General features: G+C 49.8%; 17 protein-coding genes. 10 read left to right on the top strand and 7 right to left on the bottom strand.

Annotation, left to right across the window (positions count from 1 at the left end; translation table 11 throughout):
- Nucleotides 1–63 precede the first annotated feature (63 nt).
- A complete protein-coding gene (locus tag AC0IXI_RS06580) occupies nucleotides 64–828 on the top strand; it encodes a DeoR/GlpR family DNA-binding transcription regulator (RefSeq protein ID WP_064512971.1) in 765 nt (254 codons plus the stop codon).
- Between the two features lie 62 nt (nucleotides 829–890).
- On the opposite strand, the gene AC0IXI_RS06585 is transcribed toward AC0IXI_RS06580, so the two are convergent.
- Nucleotides 891–1,691, bottom strand: a complete 801-nt coding sequence (locus AC0IXI_RS06585; RefSeq protein ID WP_471682134.1) for a Cof-type HAD-IIB family hydrolase — start codon at nucleotides 1,689–1,691, stop codon at nucleotides 891–893.
- A gap of 319 nt (nucleotides 1,692–2,010) precedes the next feature.
- Between AC0IXI_RS06585 and AC0IXI_RS06590 the strand changes: the two genes are divergently transcribed.
- The gene (locus AC0IXI_RS06590) at nucleotides 2,011–2,529 is read left to right on the top strand and encodes a phosphoribosyltransferase (protein ID WP_422569725.1); all 519 of its coding nucleotides are present in this window, start codon (nucleotides 2,011–2,013) and stop codon (nucleotides 2,527–2,529) included.
- Between the two features lie 95 nt (nucleotides 2,530–2,624).
- On the opposite strand, the gene AC0IXI_RS06595 is transcribed toward AC0IXI_RS06590, so the two are convergent.
- From AC0IXI_RS06595 to AC0IXI_RS06605, 3 genes are all read right to left on the bottom strand, one after another.
- A complete protein-coding gene (locus AC0IXI_RS06595; protein ID WP_034459091.1) occupies nucleotides 2,625–2,816 on the bottom strand; it encodes a YpfN family protein in 192 nt (63 codons plus the stop codon).
- A 160-nt stretch (nucleotides 2,817–2,976) separates the two neighbouring features.
- Nucleotides 2,977–4,104 (bottom strand): succinyl-diaminopimelate desuccinylase, encoded by a 1,128-nt coding sequence (dapE, locus tag AC0IXI_RS06600; protein ID WP_134185002.1) that lies wholly within the window; start codon nucleotides 4,102–4,104, stop codon nucleotides 2,977–2,979.
- A gap of 4 nt (nucleotides 4,105–4,108) precedes the next feature.
- Complete coding sequence (locus AC0IXI_RS06605) at nucleotides 4,109–4,465, bottom strand: ArsC family reductase (RefSeq protein WP_064512967.1); 357 nt, start codon at nucleotides 4,463–4,465, stop codon at nucleotides 4,109–4,111.
- Between the two features lie 411 nt (nucleotides 4,466–4,876).
- Here AC0IXI_RS06605 and ypfM point away from each other — a divergent pair, with 411 nt between their 5' ends.
- Nucleotides 4,877–4,936, top strand: a complete 60-nt coding sequence (ypfM, locus tag AC0IXI_RS06610) for a protein YpfM (RefSeq protein ID WP_087867655.1) — start codon at nucleotides 4,877–4,879, stop codon at nucleotides 4,934–4,936.
- Between the two features lie 98 nt (nucleotides 4,937–5,034).
- On the opposite strand, the gene acrD is transcribed toward ypfM, so the two are convergent.
- From acrD to narQ, 3 genes are all read right to left on the bottom strand, one after another.
- Nucleotides 5,035–8,151: a multidrug efflux RND transporter permease AcrD gene (gene acrD / locus AC0IXI_RS06615; RefSeq protein WP_471682135.1), complete on the bottom strand. Its 3,117-nt coding sequence runs from the start codon at nucleotides 8,149–8,151 to the stop codon at nucleotides 5,035–5,037.
- Between the two features lie 149 nt (nucleotides 8,152–8,300).
- Nucleotides 8,301–8,945 carry a nitrate/nitrite response regulator protein NarP gene (gene narP, locus AC0IXI_RS06620; protein ID WP_134185006.1) on the bottom strand — a complete coding sequence of 215 codons (645 nt, stop codon included), beginning with the start codon at nucleotides 8,943–8,945 and terminating at the stop codon, nucleotides 8,301–8,303.
- A 32-nt stretch (nucleotides 8,946–8,977) separates the two neighbouring features.
- Nucleotides 8,978–10,693 (bottom strand): nitrate/nitrite two-component system sensor histidine kinase NarQ, encoded by a 1,716-nt coding sequence (narQ, locus tag AC0IXI_RS06625; RefSeq protein ID WP_134185008.1) that lies wholly within the window; start codon nucleotides 10,691–10,693, stop codon nucleotides 8,978–8,980.
- Between the two features lie 324 nt (nucleotides 10,694–11,017).
- Between narQ and aegA the strand changes: the two genes are divergently transcribed.
- The 7 genes from aegA to nudK all read left to right on the top strand — a co-directional run bounded on the left by aegA (nucleotide 11,018) and on the right by nudK (nucleotide 18,325).
- The gene (gene aegA / locus AC0IXI_RS06630) at nucleotides 11,018–13,015 is read left to right on the top strand and encodes a formate-dependent uric acid utilization protein AegA (RefSeq protein WP_471682136.1); all 1,998 of its coding nucleotides are present in this window, start codon (nucleotides 11,018–11,020) and stop codon (nucleotides 13,013–13,015) included.
- A 229-nt stretch (nucleotides 13,016–13,244) separates the two neighbouring features.
- Nucleotides 13,245–13,736 (top strand): ferredoxin-type protein NapF, encoded by a 492-nt coding sequence (gene napF / locus AC0IXI_RS06635; protein WP_471682137.1) that lies wholly within the window; start codon nucleotides 13,245–13,247, stop codon nucleotides 13,734–13,736.
- Nucleotides 13,726–13,989 carry a chaperone NapD gene (gene napD, locus AC0IXI_RS06640; protein ID WP_134185014.1) on the top strand — a complete coding sequence of 88 codons (264 nt, stop codon included), beginning with the start codon at nucleotides 13,726–13,728 and terminating at the stop codon, nucleotides 13,987–13,989. The genes napF and napD overlap by 11 nt, the downstream gene beginning before the upstream one ends.
- Entirely contained in the window at nucleotides 13,986–16,472 is a 2,487-nt protein-coding gene (gene napA, locus AC0IXI_RS06645) for a nitrate reductase catalytic subunit NapA (RefSeq protein WP_471682138.1), read from the top strand. Before napD ends, napA begins: the two co-directional genes overlap by 4 nt.
- Nucleotides 16,473–16,485: 13 nt before the next feature.
- Nucleotides 16,486–16,935 carry a nitrate reductase cytochrome c-type subunit gene (gene napB, locus AC0IXI_RS06650; RefSeq protein ID WP_413498718.1) on the top strand — a complete coding sequence of 150 codons (450 nt, stop codon included), beginning with the start codon at nucleotides 16,486–16,488 and terminating at the stop codon, nucleotides 16,933–16,935.
- A gap of 8 nt (nucleotides 16,936–16,943) precedes the next feature.
- On the top strand, nucleotides 16,944–17,546 hold the full coding sequence (napC, locus tag AC0IXI_RS06655) for a cytochrome c-type protein NapC (RefSeq protein WP_134185018.1): 603 nt from the start codon (nucleotides 16,944–16,946) through the stop codon (nucleotides 17,544–17,546).
- Nucleotides 17,547–17,749: 203 nt separating this feature from the next.
- The gene (gene nudK / locus AC0IXI_RS06660) at nucleotides 17,750–18,325 is read left to right on the top strand and encodes a GDP-mannose pyrophosphatase NudK (protein ID WP_134185020.1); all 576 of its coding nucleotides are present in this window, start codon (nucleotides 17,750–17,752) and stop codon (nucleotides 18,323–18,325) included.
- Nucleotides 18,326–18,438 lie beyond the last annotated feature (113 nt).

The raw sequence follows: 18,438 nt of genomic DNA on the forward strand, positions 1-18,438 counted from the left end.
TCCTGCTGAGATAATTCATCCATGTTATGCTTCATGCAATATTGTGTTTGATTGAGGTTTTTCGTGATCGATTATGATGCTTTCCCTGAGCAGCGGCAGGATCTTATCCATCAAATGCTTACTGAAACTGGCAGGGTGATTGGCGCCGACATTGCCCGCCAACTCGGTGTTTCAGAACATACTATTCGCCGTGATCTTCAGGTTCTGGCTCGCAAAGGTTTATGTAAAAAAGTCTACGGAGGGGCTGTCAGTCAGCTTCAGAAATCAGCGAGCTTTGAAACCCGTGTGGCGCAAAGTGTTTCTGAAAAGTCAGATGTAGCCAGACGATGCGCTGAGTTGATAAAGCCGGATACCTGTATTTTCATCGACGCTGGTTCAACGTATCTGGCGATGGTGGATTTTATCCCTGAGTCGTTTGAACTTACCATCGTGACAAATTCGCCACAAATTGCCTCTGCATTAAGCAGTAGACAGTCAGGGGAGTTGATTCTGTTGGGAGGAAAAGTGAGTCCCAAAACAGGGAGCACTCTGGGTTTAGATACCGTAAACCAGGTCCGTAATATGATTTTTGACCAGACGTTTATCGGTGTTTGTGGCCTCGACCCACAGGCTGGGCTCACAGCCGTATACTATGAAGATGCCTGTTTTAAAAAAGAAGTCATCGCTCAGAGTAACGAAGTTATTGCCGCTGTCATTGCAGATAAGATGTGTCAGGTGGCGAGATATAAAGTTGCTACCTGTGATGCTATTGATATTGTCGTGGTGAGCCGTGAAACCCGAATGCAGGATTTCAGTAGCGAAAATCTTCGCATCGAGATTGTTGATTAGCCACATATCTACCTCAGTGAAGGCTGGAATGAACCTTCACTGATGGTTTGCGCAAGCAGACGTTAGGACTGAAGAGCCAACATCCGTTTGATCGTTTCCTGGACTGCATTTGCGTCATTGTATCCAGTGATAAAATTTGCAACCGCCTTGGTTTCCTCGAAGGCATTGCGCATTGCAAAACTGTATTCGGCCATTGCGAGCAACTCAATATCGTTGTAGCCATCGCCGAAAGCCATGGTTTCGTGCTTACTGACACCAAGCAGTTCCTGGAGCTTTTGTATGGTGGTTCCTTTGTGAACACCATAGTCCGCAATATCAATCCATGCCGCTTCTGACACCACAATGTAAACTTCATTTTCGAAGGTGGACAGGTGAGGCCGGGTCTGTGGGCAGTGACCTTCCTCGTCATACACAGTAATTTTAACAAAATCAGATGTCAGCGCACCCAGGTCGTCTACTTCAACCATGCTAGAATACGAATTTCGTACCTTATCCTTTAGCCTTTGCGCAAGGTCGGCGCGGATCACTGCCCCTTCTGAAGTACAGGCGATGATGACATGTTGAGAGCTAACTTCCTGAAGGGTATTAATGATGCGTAAGCCCAACTCATTTTTGATCAGTGACTGATAAACAAATTTCCCGTCGTATTTGATTCGGGTTGCACTGTCTCCCACAATCCACAGGTTCCTGCTGTAGTCTCCAAACAACTCCTCAACCCTGTCGCACTGTTTTCCGGTACAGGCTGCGAAGTGAACACCCTTTTCGGCCATTATTGCGCTGACTTCCATGAATAACGCCCTGTCATAATCTCCGTTACTATTTAGAAATGTGCCATCCAGGTCAGTAATAATAAGTTTAATCATTAGGTCAGAGCCTCTATGTGGTGGAGTGTTTGACGACGTCAGGTGATATTCGAATCGCACAAAGCATGTTGATTTGTGCGACATTACGCACACTTAATGGTGGTTTAATGTTGCTCGATGATGCTCGTTAGTGTGTTTTTGTGCAATATTTAGATCTAAAAAATTGCTACGGTGATAGTTTGTGATAGATTTGTTTTCAGAATATACGCTGTTTGAGGTATGAGGGGCAGGATCTTGCCGGCGGTAACGAGTCTGGCCAGTAAGGGTTTTAACGAATTCTGAATCTGTTGATTACTCTGATAACTAAAGAGAAATTTCTATGAAACATGAACATGTTGGCGAAATTATAATTAGTGAATCGGCTATTGCCGAGGGTGTGACAAAAGTTGCTGCACAACTCAATCAGCATTTTAATGACGCTGTCATTATTACGGTTGTACCGGGCGGGATCCTCTTCACTGCTGACCTGACCCGGCAGTTAAATTTTGATATTAATATGGATTATATTGCCTGCCCGCATACGCCAGGCGACAGGAATAATAACTCAGCGATAGTTTTCCATCAGAATATCGATATCAGCGGTCGAGATGTCATCATCATTGATGATGCCATTGAGTCAGGCGGAACGATGAAGCGCCTTGTTCAATTTATCTCAGAAAACTACACGCCAAAATCGGTCAGCGTTGCTGTTCTTTTTGTCAAACCGGGTCGAGTAGATATCCCCGTCAGACAATATTATGCATATGAGATGGAAAATGATGACTTATTAATTGGATATGGCATGCCATGGGAAAATAAGTACAGAAATCTGCCTTATGTAGCCAAATTAAAACGTTAAATTTTGACTGCTTGCCTTTAGACACTGGCCTGAATGCCAGAAAAGCGAAGGGTTCGGTAGTCTGAAAAGCGGGGATTTCCCCGCTCATTTGTTAGTTAAGGCTTTTTCTTTGGGAAATCGTCTTCGTCATCCCACTTATCGTTAAAGTCACGATGAGGAGGAAGCTCAGGTTTATTCGCCATATATTTCTTCGGATCAATACGCTTCAGATCCTTAATTACATTAAGGAAAATGCCCAGAAGCAGCACCAGTACGATGATCCACCAATAATGCGATAGCCATTCCATGCGTATAACCTCTTTCGCCTTGTTAATTGACGTTGTGGCGGCGTTTGCTGCACTCACTTACCCGAATCAATTACTCAAGTAAGCTCATCGGGATAAGCTCCATGGCTGCCGTGCCACAACACCAATTAATCTGGCTATGATTAATGTTAATTGCGACCTGTCAGGCGACAAGCTGCTCCATAATGCGTTGATACATACGGGCCAACATTTGCAGGTCAGCGGCGTTAACACACTCATTTATCTTATGAATAGTCGCGTTCACTGGCCCAAGTTCCACCACCTGCGCCCCCATGCGTGCGATAAAGCGCCCATCGGATGTGCCGCCGGTGGTCAACAGTTGCGGTCTAATCTCATTATAGTGCTCAACTGCATTCACTACCGCATCCACCAGCTTCCCGCGTGATGTAAGGAACGGTTGGCCCGAGAGCCACCAGTCGAGGGTGTAACGCAACTCATACTTATCGAGCAGGGCAATCACGCGTTGTTTAATATCTTCGTCAGTCAGCTCCGTGCTGAAGCGGAAGTTGAACTGCACGTAGAGATCGCCTGGGATAACGTTGTTACTGCCGGTGCCGGCCTGAACGTTGGCAATCTGCATGCTGGTCGCCGGGAAGAACTCATTGCCTTTGTCCCATTCGATAGTGACCAGCTCATTGAGCATTGGCGCTGCGCGATGAACTGGGTTATCAGCCAGATGCGGGTAAGCAACGTGCCCCTGTACACCGTGAACGGTGAGGTTACAGGTCAGTGAGCCACGGCGGCCGTTTTTTACTACATCGCCTACAACTTCAGTGCTGGAAGGTTCACCAACCAGGCAGTAATCGAGTCTTTCATGGCGCGCCATTAATGTTTCGACGACTTTAACAGTGCCATTTTTGGCACTGGCTTCTTCATCAGATGTGATAAGAAATGCAAGGCGGCCTTTATGGCGCGGGTTCTGTGCCACAAAACGTTCTGCTGCAACCACCATCGCGGCTAGCGACCCTTTCATATCTGCAGCACCACGACCAAAGAGCATGCCATCACGGATAGTCGGTTCAAACGGTGGGTTAATCCAGCGGTCGGCATCACCTGAAGGCACGACGTCGGTATGGCCAGCAAACGCCAGCGTTTCGCCTTTTCCTCGCCATGCCCAGAAGTTTTGCGTGTCGCCAAAATCCATGTGCTCGATAGTAAAACCAATGGCACGTAGTCGCTCAATCATCAGCGCCTGGCAGCCAGCGTCGTCAGGGCTCAGAGAAGGGCGGCGGATAAGCTGTTGCGTCAGCTCAATAACCGGGCAAGACATAGCTCTATACCTCGTTGATAAACTGCTGATAGTTCGATTCATTGAAACCCAGCAGCATAGGCTGACCGGGCGCGTAGAGCAATGGGCGTTTGATGATTGCTGGCATTTCAAGCATTAGCGCTGCTGCAGTTTCGGCGTCAGTAATACTTGCGCGATGAGCTTCATCGAGCTTTCTCCAGGTCGTCCCGCGCGTATTCAACAAGGCTTCCCAGCCTAACTCGGCAATAAAACTATTCAATAATTCGGCATCTAACCCATCTACACGATAGTCATGGAATTGATATTCCACACCTTGAGTATCCAACCAGCGGCGTGCTTTCTTGATGGTGTCGCAGTTTTTAATACCGTAGAGAATTATCACGGGTTAAATCCTTATTTTTGGCAGTGATTATTTATGCAGCAATTTAGAATAAATAAAATGATAAAAAAGTTGCAAGGAAAAATATAACTCAGTTGCTAATCTAAAAGTTAGGTAATAGAGATTCTTTTTCTGCTTTGATTAATTTATCGCCGTTTGGCATTGAGCGTGCTCAGAGTCTTTGAGTGCTACGAAAAGTCCGATTTTCGTGGCTTGCAGAGCTGCGGAGTAACTGAAACATTTTATTTCAAGTGTTTCGTCACATTATTAAATACCTATTGAGCTAATAATTAAGTCCATACGCAGTCGACTCTCAATATTTGATGATAGATAGCCAGTGAAGCTGCAAAGTAATGCCGCTTCACTCCATGGAAGGGATTACGTATAATTAAAGCAATTATAAGAGAGGCGGTTATGATTGAGCACGAACTAGGGAACTGGAAAGATTTCATTGAAGATATGCTTCGTAAATGATCTAACCGGGTAAAAAATACAATGGGAACATGATGTTCTTATTCTCATATCCTTTGAGCCATACAAAAAGCGACCACTTAAGGTCGCTTTTTTGTTGGTTAGCTATCTGGATGTTCTTTGAGCGGGAATCTTCTGCGCACCAGCACAAAGAACAATGGCACGAAGAATATCGCCAGCACGGTCGCTGAAATCATCCCGCCCATCACCCCGGTACCAACCGCATGCTGGCTACCGGAACCTGCACCACTGCTGGTTGCCATTGGCAACACGCCGAAGATAAATGCCAGGGATGTCATCAGTATCGGGCGTAAACGTTGGCGGCAGGCGTCGAGTGTTGCGGCAACCAGTTCGCGGCCCTGGGCATTCATATCGTTGGCGAACTCAACAATCAGAATGGCGTTCTTGGCCGCCAATCCTATAACCGTTAACAGCCCCACCTGGAAATACACGTCGCTTTCCAGCCCGCGCATCCAGGTTGCCAGCAACGCACCAACTACCCCTAACGGAACAACCAGCATCACCGAGAACGGCACTGACCAGCTTTCATAAAGTGCCGCCAGACACAGGAACACCACTAATAGAGAGATGGCGTAGAGCGCCGGAGCCTGCGCCCCTGATAAGCGTTCCTGATAAGACATGCCAGTCCATTGAAGGCCAAAGCCAGCCGGTAATTTCTGCACCAGTTGTTCCATAATATCCATTGCCGTCCCAGTGCTCACACCGGGTGCGGCTTCCCCAACGATTTCTAACGACGAATAGCCGTTATAGCGTTCAAGGCGCGGCGAACCAGACTCCCAGTGAGAAGACGCAAAGGCTGAGAATGGCACCATTCCGCCATCTTTATTGCGCACATACCACTGGTTAATATCGTCCGGCAGCATGCGGTATTTGGCATCAGCTTGTACATACACCTTCTTCACGCGGCCCCTGTCCATGAAATCGTTAACATAGCTGGAGCCCCAGGCGGTTTGTAGAGTGTTATTGATATCGCTAATGGAGACGCCCAATGCCTGTGCTTTACGCTGATCTATATCGATCTGCATTTGCGGACTGTCATCAAGGCCGTTGTGGCGCACGCGGGTTAGTGAGCTATCACTTCCCGCCATATCAAGCAGTTGGTTGCGGGCTTGCATCAGTGCCTGGTGCCCGGCACCGGCGTGATCCTGGAGTTCCATATCAAAGCCTGCGGCATTACCCAGGCCGTTAATCGCTGGTGGGCTGCTGGCGATAACCTGAGCCTCTTTGATTTTACGAAACGCTTTAGTAGCCCTTTCAATGATGGCAAAGGAACTTCCGGTATCAGAATCCCTGTCATCCCAGTTCTTCAGGCGGATAAACATACGCGCTACGTTCTGCCCGTTGCCACCAGGCCCTGCACCAATGGTGGAGAACACTGAAAGGACGTTGGCCTTCTCTTGGGTAAGGTAATATTGTTCAATTTTCTCAACGACTTTCGTCGTTTGCTGCTGTGTGGAACCACTCGGTAAAACCACCGAGGTGGTGAAAACGCCGGTGTCCTCAAGCGGTAGGAATGAGGTCGGCAGGCGCATAAACATGAACACCATGCCGGCCAGTAGCAGGACATAAATCAGCATCCAGCGCACGCTGCGGGCGAGTATTCTCCCGACCCCATGTTCATAGCGCTCGGCGTTGCGGTTAAACATGCGGTTAAACCAGCCAAAGAAACCTTTCTGGCCGTGTTGTTCACCTTTATGCAGCGGTTTGAGAAGCGTTGCGCATAGGGCTGGTGTCAGTATGAGCGCCACTAAAACAGACAGCACCATGGCGGAAACGATGGTTATCGAGAACTGGCGGTAAATTGCTCCAGTTGTGCCGCCAAAGAAGGCCATTGGCACAAACACAGCGGAAAGTACCATCGCAATCCCGACCAGTGCGCCTTGAATCTGACCCATCGATTTGCGGGTCGCTTCTTTGGGCGATAACCCTTCCTCGCTCATGATGCGTTCGACGTTTTCCACCACCACGATGGCATCATCTACCAGCAAACCGATCGCCAAAACCATGGCGAACATGGTTAGCGTGTTAATACTGTAGCCAAAGGCGTAGAGCACCGAAAACGTACCCATCAACACCACTGGTACGGCGATAGTCGGAATCAATGTCGCCCTGAAATTCTGTAAGAACAGATACATCACGAGGAATACCAGCAAGATGGCTTCCAGTAATGTTTTCACGACGTCTTTAATAGAGGCTTTGACGAATGGCGTGGTTTCGTAGGCGATTTTTGCTTTCAGCCCATGGGGGAAATATTGCGCAAGTTCATCAATTTTTGCCCGCGCCAGCGCATCGGTTTCCATTTCGTTGGCACCGGATGCCAGTTTAATCCCAAGCCCTGACGCAGCCTGCCCGTTATAGCGGCTCAGGAAATCATACTTTTCTGCGCCTAGCTCAACGTCTGCAACATCACCCAGCGAGACAACTGAACCATCCTGATTCACGCGCAGCGTAATATCTTTAAACTGTTGCGGTGTTTGCAGCAGCGATTGGGCATTGATGGTGGCATTGAGCGCCTGCATATCAACAGATGGCGTTCCACCGAGTTGCCCCACGGCAATCTGGGCGTTTTGCGAACTGATGGCATCAACCACATCCTGCGTGGTCATCTGATAGCTGGTGAGTTTGTTCGGGTTGAGCCAGATACGCATCGAATATTGCGAGCCATAAGCATCAACGCTGCCCACGCCATCAATACGGCTGAGCGGGTCCTGAATATTACTGGCCACGTAATCGGCAATATCTTGCTTATCCATGCTGCCGTCTTCAGAAACAAACGCCACCATCAAAATATTGGTATCGCCCGTTTTATTGACCGTAACACCTTGCGTTTGTACCGCCTGTGGCAATTTGCGCAGCGCGGATTGCAGCTGGTTTTGCACCTGCTGCACGGCTTCATCTGGGTCGGTTCCGGCTTTAAAGCTCAGCGTGATCGTCGCCTGGCCTGCGCTGCTACTTTGGGACGACATATACATCATGTTGTCCAGTCCGGTCATATTTTGCTCGATAACCTGAGTGACTGTGTTTTCCAACGTTTGTGCTGACGCACCAGGGTAGTTCGCAGTGATTCGCACATTTGGCGGCGCGAGGTCGGGGTATTGCTCTACGGGCAATGAAAAAATAGCCAGTGCGCCGGTGAGGCACAAAATAATAGCCAGCACCCAGGCAAAAATGGGGCGATTAATAAAGAAATTCGCCATTCAGTCAGGACCTCGTCAGTACTTCAGATTGTGATTATTGATATCAGTTGTCACTGTAGCCTTAACAGCAAGTCCAAACGTGGAGGAAATAAGGAGATAATGTAAATTATTTTCGTGCTATGTAGATGTTTTACCAGTTGAAACAGGGCTTAGAAGCCCCGGTTTTCAAGGAAAAGTACTGTTGCCGCGACGCGTGAACGCACCTGAAGTTTACGCAGCAAATTGCGTATATGCACTTTCACTGTCTCTTCTGAGATATGCAGGCCAGAGGCAATCTGCTTGTTTGACAAACCTTTAGCGACTTCTTGCAAGACATCTAGTTCACGTTCGGTTAAGACGGCAAAAGGGTCGTCACTGCGTTTGTCGGTGCTGCGGGTGCGTAAGTATTCAGCAACTTGCTCACTGTAAGCTTCGCCTTCAGTTGCACCACGATGTATATCTTCCAGCAATACATCCGGGTCGCTGTCTTTAAGCAGATAGCCATCAGCACCGGCATCTATCAGGGTGAATATATCACTGCGTGAATCAGAAACGGTCAGTACTACGATACGGGCACTGACGCCGTCACGGCGCAGGGCATTTAGCGTATCTAACCCGCTCAGGCCTTTCATATTCAGATCGAGCAAAATCAGATCAGGGGTCAGGCGATTCGCAAGGCTAATGGCTTCTGCGCCGCTGCTTGCTTCACCCACCACACTAAAGCTGTCATCCATTTCCAGCAATTGGCGGATGCCACGACGCATTAACGGATGATCATCGACGATTAATACCTGGCAGACATTTTTCTCACTCATCACAACTCCCAATATTGTTCACATTATTATCGTTATAGATTCACCGGCGTTTCGCGCGTTGCCTGGTCTGATGGCGGCGAACGAAAAGTCATCGTAATCAACGTCCCACCCTCTGCGGGGCGGGAAATAGCCAGATTGCCACCTAAACGAGCAGCGCGCTCGTGCATAATATTCAATCCGTAATGCCCTTCAGGTTCCGTCAGGCTGGCAATTCCAGAGCCATCATCAAGAATACTCACAGTATGAATCCCCTCAGGGGATGTATTACAGCTTACGGTTATTTTTTGTGCTTGCGCATGTTTAATAGCATTTAACACACCCTCACGAATAATCTGCAGCAAATGCACCTGTTGCGAGGCATCCAGCGCCTGAGTGGGTATGTCGCAATCCATGGTAATAACGGCTTCAGTCTGGTTGCGCAGGGGAGCAATCATCTCCTGCAATGCGGAAGGTAAATCGGCTTGCTGAAGTGTCAGGCGGAAGGTCGTCAATAGCTCACGTAATTGGCGGTAGGCATCGTTCAGCGCCTGGGAAAAATCACCAATAATACGTTGTGCAGGCTGGTTTTCTACCGGTACCGCACGTTTGAGTAACGTGAGTTGGATACGTAAATAAGAAAGCACTTGCGCCAGCGAGTCGTGTAATTCACGGGCAATCGTCGCGCGCTCTTCCATCAGCAATAATTGTTGATAGTGCTTTTGCGCCTGGTTGAAGTAGAGACCACGGCCCAACATATTTGCCAGACTTTGCATTAATGGTAGTGGCGGAACACCTTCCGGAGCCTGCCAGCGGAGCAAACCTAACTCTTTATTCTCAAGCACAATCGACAATGTTTGCCATGATTCCTTATCGTCTTGAACACCTTCCTGTATTTTCCAGTTTTCACCCGTCTTCATCTCCAGATAATTGACTGGTGTTTTCTGGCGCACCTGCTGCAATACTCGTGCAAAACAGTGCTGGTCTATGGTGCTGACGGTCAGTGCCTGTGAGCAGGCATATAGCACTTCCAGCGTCTGATTGGCTTCCTGCAGGTCCAGCGTTTTTTCCTGCACGCTCTCTTCAAGTGAACGATAAAGTTTATGTAACTCGCCCGACATGCGCGTGAAGGTATGTGACAACAAGCCCAGTTCATTGGGTAGCTGTGTATTTAGTGGTGGGTAATCAAACTCACCGCGTTCAATAGTCCGACTTGCTTCCATTAGTTTGTTCAGAGGTGCCACAACCTGGTGGCGAAAGCGGCGTAAGGTGAAAAAGACCAGCGTGAAAATGGCAATAAAGCCCACCACTGAAGCTATCACCACCTGCAGCATTTTGCGTTCGGCATAATGCTGAAGTGCCAGGACAAACAGGTCTATTTGTGCCACATAGCCGGTAATGTTGGCCTTGTACCACTGCAGATCGCCCTGGCGAATATGGTTTTCCATATCGGACCAGGCATGGTTAATCACTGCGAAACGGTTACGGACTTCAGCAGGAACCCAGAATTTTTCAATTTTAAGCAGGGCTGGAGAACGCAGCGACTGGTTGTACTGCTCAAGATGTTTGTCCAGATTGATGCGGTCGCCTTGCAAATCATATCCCAGGCGATAGCTCTGCATACGTAACGAACCTGCGACGTTAATCGCTTCGGCATCTCGCAAGCTGCTGGCAAGGGTTAACATCGCGATGCCTGTGGAAAGCAGCGATAGCAGAATAATGTAAAAGAAAGCTCGGGCAAGGCTCGTGGAGAGCGAGCGTTTTACTATCACTTATAATAACCCATCGAAATAGTTGAGAGCGAAACGTATCAGAAACGTAAGATTTCAGAAATTATTGTTGGCTATATTTCGGCATACCTTCCAAAACAAACTTATAGAATTAACCAGCACCTACCAGAAACACAACCGTTGCATAACAAACCGGTGCAAAACGATGTTTCATTAAACACGAAAATAAATTGATCCTTACCAGGTTATTAGCAGATTTCGCATCAAACTGGGCAAATGACCATTGCCAGTGAAGACTTTGCCAGGTCATAACATACCCCCATAAAAAATAGCCTCCTGTTTGTGATAACGGGCAAAGGGGTAAAAATGAATCGTTTTGTTCTTGCCAATGCACAGCAATGTATCGGTTGTCATGCATGCGAAATCGCCTGCGTAATGGCTCACAATGATGAAAAGCATGTTCTGACCACCCAACAATTTCAGCCACGGATCTCTGTTATTAAACATCAGGGAAGGCGCAATGCGGTAACTTGCCGTCATTGCGAAGATGCTCCGTGTGCAAGCAGTTGCCCCAACGAAGCTATTTCGCGAGTAAATGATAGTGTTCAGGTTAATCAACACAAGTGTATTGGCTGTAAATCCTGCGTGGTTGCGTGCCCATTTGGCGCGATGCAGGTCCTCACCACTCCGATGAATGACGGGCGCTCCGTTAAAGCGAATGCCCATAAATGTGATTTATGCCATGAGCGTAAAAACGGCCCGGCGTGTGTGGAAAATTGCCCCAGCAAGGCACTGAAATTAATTAATAGCGAGACGCTTGCCGCCCTGGCAAAAAACCGGCGTTTACGCTCGGCGGCTCAGGAATCTCAGCCGTGGCATACCACCGCGCAGCAAACAGCACAGCAACTCTCTCTGAGTGCTGATTTAAGTAAAGTAGAAAAAATGCGTGCCACTCCTGCGCGGCAGGACCCGGACAAAATTGACCTGGCCTTGCGTAAAACCGGCTTCGACGAAATCTATCTCACTTTTGATAAAAATCAGGCTGAAAGCCAGGCCGATCGCTGTATGAAATGTGGCGAGCACAGCATTTGCGAGTGGACATGCCCGCTGCACAACCATATTCCGCACTGGATTGAACTGGTCAAAGAAGGGCGCATTCTGGAAGCGGTTGAGCTTTCGCATCAGACAAACTGCCTGCCGGAAGTGACCGGGCGAGTGTGTCCACAAGACCGTTTATGTGAAAGTGCCTGTACCCTCAAAGATGAATATGGCGCTGTCACCATCGGCAATATCGAACGTTATATTTCCGATAAAGCCTTTGCCAGTGGCTGGACGCCGGATCTTTCTTACGTTAAATCGACAGACCGCCGCGTTGCCGTAATTGGTGCTGGGCCTGCCGGCCTTGCCTGCGCGGATATTCTGGCACGCAATGGCATTAAAGCCACTGTGTTCGACCGCCATCCCGAAATCGGTGGGCTGCTGACGTTTGGTATTCCCGCATTCAAGCTGGATAAATCGCTGTTAAGCCGCCGCCGTGAAATCTTCAGCGCAATGGGAATTGAATTCAAACTTAATACCGAGATTGGCCGCGATATTTCCCTGCAACAGGTGCTGGCTGATTTTGACGCGGTGTTTGTTGGGGTGGGGACTTATCGTTCAATGAAAGCAGGGCTGCCAAACGAAGATGCGCCAGGCGTTTACGACGCGCTGCCGTTCCTGATTGCTAATACTAAACAGGTAATGGGATTACCGGAGTTGCCTGACGAGCCGTATATCAATATGGCTGGTAAGCAGGTGGTGATACTCGGTGGCGGTGATACGGCGATGGATTGTGTTCGAACTTCGCTACGCCATGGTGCCCAGCAAGTCACCTGCGCCTATCGCCGTGATGAAGCCAACATGCCGGGTTCCAAAAAAGAGGTCAAAAACGCACGGGAAGAAGGGGCGTTGTTTGAGTTCAATGTGCAGCCGCTGAATATTGAACTGGATGACAGTGGGCAAGTGATGGGCATCCGTATGCTGCGCACCCAAATGGGCGCACCTGACGAACAGGGCCGCCGCCGTCCGGAACCGATTGAAGGCTCTGAATTTATCATGCCAGCCGATGCGGTAATTATGGCGTTTGGTTTCCACCCTCACGGCATGCCATGGCTGGAAGAGCACGGGGTGAAGCTTGATAGCTGGGGGAGGATCCTTGCCAGCGTTGAAGATAAATTACGCTATCAGACCAGCAACCCAAAAATCTTTGCGGGTGGTGATGCGGTCCGTGGTGCTGATCTGGTGGTCACGGCGATGGCGGAAGGCCGACATGCGGCGGCAGGGATTATGGAATATCTGCAAGTTCTGCCCCAACGTCTTAATTAGTTGCTAATTTCACCCCGTCTTATCGGCGGGGTGAGTGTTTGTTTTACAAACCGAATTTCTTTTTGATCCCACACCGGCATTTACCCCTAAAGGGTGATGCCTCTACTCCCCCTTTATCACATAACGTATCACTCTATAAAAACCCGTAGAAAACTACGGAGATAACACAGATGTGTTTGCCGGTTTCAGTACTGCGAAGGCTGGCATTTGTGATGCAAGGATGTGCCTTATGGCTGATTTTTCCCGACGTGGATTATTGACCGGGAGCTTTCGACGCTCCGCAACTGCTTTCCGCCCACCCTGGAGCGGAGATGAAAACCATTTCCTTTTGGATTGCACTCGCTGCGATACCTGCTTGTCGGCCTGCGAAACTCGCGTTCTGAAACGCGGTCAAGGCGGCTACCCCGAAGTTAACTTCGACCATGGTGAATGCACTTTTTGCTACGCCTGCGCGCAAGCCTGCCCGGAACAACTCTTCCTGGCACGTGAGGTTTCCCCGTGGGAACACACGCTATCGATTGGCGATAACTGTCTGGCCAAAAATAGTATCGAATGCCGTAGCTGCCAGGATACCTGCGACACGCAGGCAATTTCATTTCGCCCCTCTTTGCAGGGGATCGCACAACCTCTGCTCAATCACACCGATTGCACCGCTTGCGGGGCATGTATATCCGGTTGTCCGGTTTCCTCCATCAAGATGAGGCACGCAAATGCAAGCTAACTGGCACGTCGCAGGCCTGGTGGTTCAGGCGCAACCACACAATATTCTCGCGGTAAGTGCCGCATTGAACGAACTTCCGGGTAGCGAAGTCGCGGCAAGTGATGTCGAGCACGGGAAATTGGTTGTGGTTATGGAAGCAGAACGTAGTGACGTGCTGCTGAATCAAATTGAGTCGGCACGCAATATTGCGGGCGTGTTGGCGGTGTCGCTGGTTTATCACCAGCAGGATGAGCAAGGTGAGGAAACACCATGAAACTCAGTCGTCGTAGTTTTATGAAAGCGAACGCTATTGCAGCCGCGGCGGCCGCCGCTGGCCTTAGCGTACCGAGCGTTGCCCGTGCGGTTGTCGGGAAACAAGATGCCATTAAATGGGATAAAGCCCCATGCCGTTTTTGTGGCACCGGTTGTGGCGTATTAGTCGGCACCCAGGACGGGCGTGTTGTGGCAAGCCAGGGCGACCCGGATGCACCGGTTAACCGTGGTCTGAACTGCATTAAAGGCTACTTCCTGCCAAAAATTATGTACGGAAAAGACCGTCTCACGCAGCCGCTGTTGCGCATGAAAGACGGGCAGTACGATAAAGAAGGTGAGTTCACTCCCATCACCTGGGATCAGGCCTTCGACATCATGGAACAAAAATTCAAGACCAGCCTGAAAGAGAAAGGGCCGGAAGCGGTCGGCATGTTTGGCTCTGGCCAGTGGACGGTATGGGAAGGTTACGCCGCCTCTAAATTATTCAAAGCCGGTTTCCGCTCCAACAACCTCGACCCGAACGCACGCCACTGCATGGCTTCAGCTGTTGTGGGCTTCATGCGCACTTTCGGCATGGATGAGCCGATGGGCTGCTACGACGATATAGAGCAGGCCGATGCGTTCGTACTGTGGGGCTCGAACATGGCCGAGATGCACCCGGTTTTATGGTCGCGCATCACTAACCGCCGCCTGTCGAATGAAAAAGTTGAGGTCGCCGTTCTTTCTACCTTCCAGCATCGTAGTTTCGAGCTGGCAGATAACGGTATGGTGTTCACGCCGCAAACCGACCTGGCGATTCTGAACTACATCGCCAATTACATTATTCAGAACAACGCGATAAATGAATCCTTCTTTAAGCAGCATGTGAATCTGCGTAAAGGTGTGACGGATATCGGCTACGGTTTACGCCCGACACATCCTCTGGAAAAAGCGGCGAAAAATCCAGGTTCAGATGCCTCTGAGCCAATGAGTTTTGACGATTACAAAGCCTTTGTTGCCGAGTACACGCTGGAAAAAACCGCTGAAATGAGTGGTGTGCCGCAAGACCAGCTTGAAGCGCTGGCGAAGTTGTATGCTGACCCGAATAAGAAAGTGATCTCTTACTGGACGATGGGCTTTAACCAGCACTCGCGTGGCGTCTGGGCGAATAACCTCGTTTACAACATCCATTTGCTCACCGGCAAAATCTCCCAGCCGGGCTGCGGTCCGTTCTCTTTAACCGGCCAGCCTTCGGCTTGCGGTACGGCGCGTGAAGTCGGCACCTTCTCCCATCGCCTGCCAGCAGACATGGTGGTGACGAACGAGAAGCACCGCCAAATCACCGAAAACATGTGGCAACTTCCAGCAGGCACCATCCCGGCAAAAGTAGGTTTACATGCCGTGGCCCAGGACCGTGCACTGAAAGATGGCAAGCTCAACGTCTATTGGGTGATGTGTAACAACAACATGCAGGCCGGACCGAACATTACCGAAGAGCGTATGCCGGGCTGGCGCGATCCGCGCAACTTCGTGATTGTTTCCGATCCTTATCCAACGATCAGCGCATTAAGCGCGGATCTGATCCTGCCAACCGCAATGTGGGTGGAAAAAGAGGGCGCTTACGGCAATGCCGAACGCCGCACCCAGTTCTGGCGACAACAGGTTAAAGCGCCGGGCGAGGCTAAATCCGATCTCTGGCAGCTCGTTCAGTTTGCGAAGCGCTTCAAAGTTGAAGAAGTGTGGCCAGCTGAACTTGTCGATCAGAAACCAGAATACCGTGGCAAAACGCTGTTCGACGTATTGTTTGCTAACTCGAACGTCAGCAAATTCCCGGTCACTGAACTGGCTGAAGGGCAGCTCAATGACGAATCCCACGAGTTAGGTTTCTACCTGCAAAAAGGGTTGTTCGAGGAGTACGCCGCATTTGGCCGTGGCCACGGGCACGATCTTGCGCCGTTTGATGATTACCACAAAGCGCGCGGCCTGCGCTGGCCGGTAGTCGACGGTAAAGAGACGCTCTGGCGCTACAGCGAAGGGCATGACCCATACGTGAAAGCGGGTGAGGGCTTCAAGTTCTATGGCAAGCCAGACGGTAAAGCGGTGATTTTCGCGCTGCCATTTGAGCCTGCGGCTGAATCTCCGGACCAGGAATATGACCTGTGGTTGTCCACCGGACGCGTGCTGGAACACTGGCATACCGGCAGCATGACGCGCCGCATGCCGGAACTGCATCGCGCCTTCCCGGAAGCCGTTTTGTTTATCCACCCGCTTGATGCCAAGGCGCGTGATCTGCGCCGTGGCGACAAAGTGAAAGTTATCTCGCGTCGTGGCGAAGTGATTTCGATTGTCGAAACACGCGGTCGCAACAAACCGCCGCAGGGGCTGGTGTACATGCCGTTCTTCGATGCAGCGCAACTGGTGAATAACCTGACGCTCGACGCGACCGATCCACTTTCGAAAGAGACGGATTATAAGAAATGCGCTGTAAAACTGGCGAAGGTGTAAGGGGGATTAAATCATGAAAAAAACCATCCTGACTAAGATGTTCTTTCAATGGATTGCGGCATTTACGCTGCTGGCAAGTGGTGCTTTGTGGGCAGCAAACGGCGTTGACCTGACGCAATCACCTGAAGTTTCTGGTACGCCAGAAGGGTCAATCCATATGCCAAAACAGCAGGGGCGTATGGCGCTCAACTATGTGAACCAGCCGCCAATGATTCCCCATAGCGTTGATGGCTACCAGGTGAGTAAAAACACCAACCGTTGCCTGCAATGCCACGGCGTTGAACATTACCGTACTACAGGTGCGCCGCGCGTCAGCCCGACACACTTTATGGATAGCGACGGCAACGTGCTTTCTAATGTGGCACCGCGCCGTTACTTCTGCCTGCAATGCCATGTCCCTCAAACCGATGCGGCACCGATTGTCGAAAACACATTCACGCCGTCTAAAGGTTTTGGGAACTAGAGGTCATTATGGATAAATCAACCCGTAAGCCCGGCATCATCAAGCGTATGTGGCAGTGGTGGCGTCGCCCGAGCCGCCTGGCGCTGGGCACGTTATTGCTGATTGGTTTCGCTGGTGGGATTATTTTCTGGGGCGGTTTTAACACCGGCATGGAGATGACCAACCGCGAAGAGTTTTGTATCGGTTGCCATGAAATGCGTGCCAACGTCTACGAAGAATATATGCAGACAGTGCACTACAATAACCGCAGCGGCGTGCGGGCTACCTGCCCGGACTGCCACGTCCCCCACGAATGGGGGCCTAAAATTTTGCGTAAAATTCAGGCCAGCAAAGAGTTGTATGCCAAAGCGTTTGGCTTAATCGATACGCCGCAAAAGTTTGATGACCACCGCCTGGCGATGGCGCAAAACGAGTGGCGGCGAATGAAGAACAACAACTCGCAAGAGTGCCGAAACTGCCATAACTTTGACTATATGGATTTCACCGCCCAGAAAACGGTCGCGGCAAAGATGCATGATAAAGCGGTCAAAGATGGGCAAACCTGCGTGGATTGCCATAAAGGGATTGCGCATAAGTTGCCCGACATGAGCGGAGTGAAAAACGGTTTCTGATTACCCGTCATACTTCGAGTTGCAGGTGTGTTGGCTGCACCCGTGCGCCCCAGTCACATAGTTATCTATGCTGCTGGGGACTTACGGCCTGGCCGCCTACCTGCAACTCGGATTATTTAGGGTAATCTCGTTTCATAACCAGAAGACAAAAAGTATTTAGCGGAATATTATGATCGGCTCCCCTAACTCACTGTGGAGACGGTATGTCGATTAAAATCGAAGTCATCAAAGATAAAGTCCTCTCAGATAATTACTTCATTCTGCGTAATATCACCTACGATCTATACCGTAACGAAGCTGAAGCTATTCGCCACAAACGTGAAGTCTATGACCGGGGAAACGGCGCAACCATGCTGCTGTACAACCGCGATAAAAAAACGGTCGTTTTGACACGTCAGTTCCGCGTGGCAACGTGGGTAAACGGCAACCCTGATGGCATGTTAATTGAAGCCTGTGCGGGTCTGCTGGATGCCGATGAACCGGAAGTGTGTGCCCGCAAAGAAGCTATCGAAGAAACCGGGTACGAAGTTGGGGAAGTCGAAAAAGTCTTTGAGCTTTATATGTCGCCAGGCGGCGTGACCGAGCTGATTCATTTCTACATGGCGGAATACAGCGACGCTCAGCGCGACAACGCCGGTGGCGGTATTGATGATGAAGATATCGACGTGCTGGAAATCCCCTTCCTAAAAGCGCTGGAAATGGTCGCAAGTGGTGAAATTCGTGACGGAAAAACGGTAATCCTGTTACAACAGCTGCAATTACGCGGAATCATGAATTAAAAACATTGTTATTCAATGGATTACGGATAGGTGATTTTAAGTAAATCTATCCGATAAATCCGATTGAGTACAAACGTTAACCAGACGAAGATATCGCCACTTTTTGTATATCC

The organism is Buttiauxella sp. AC038 (assembly GCF_979253565.1).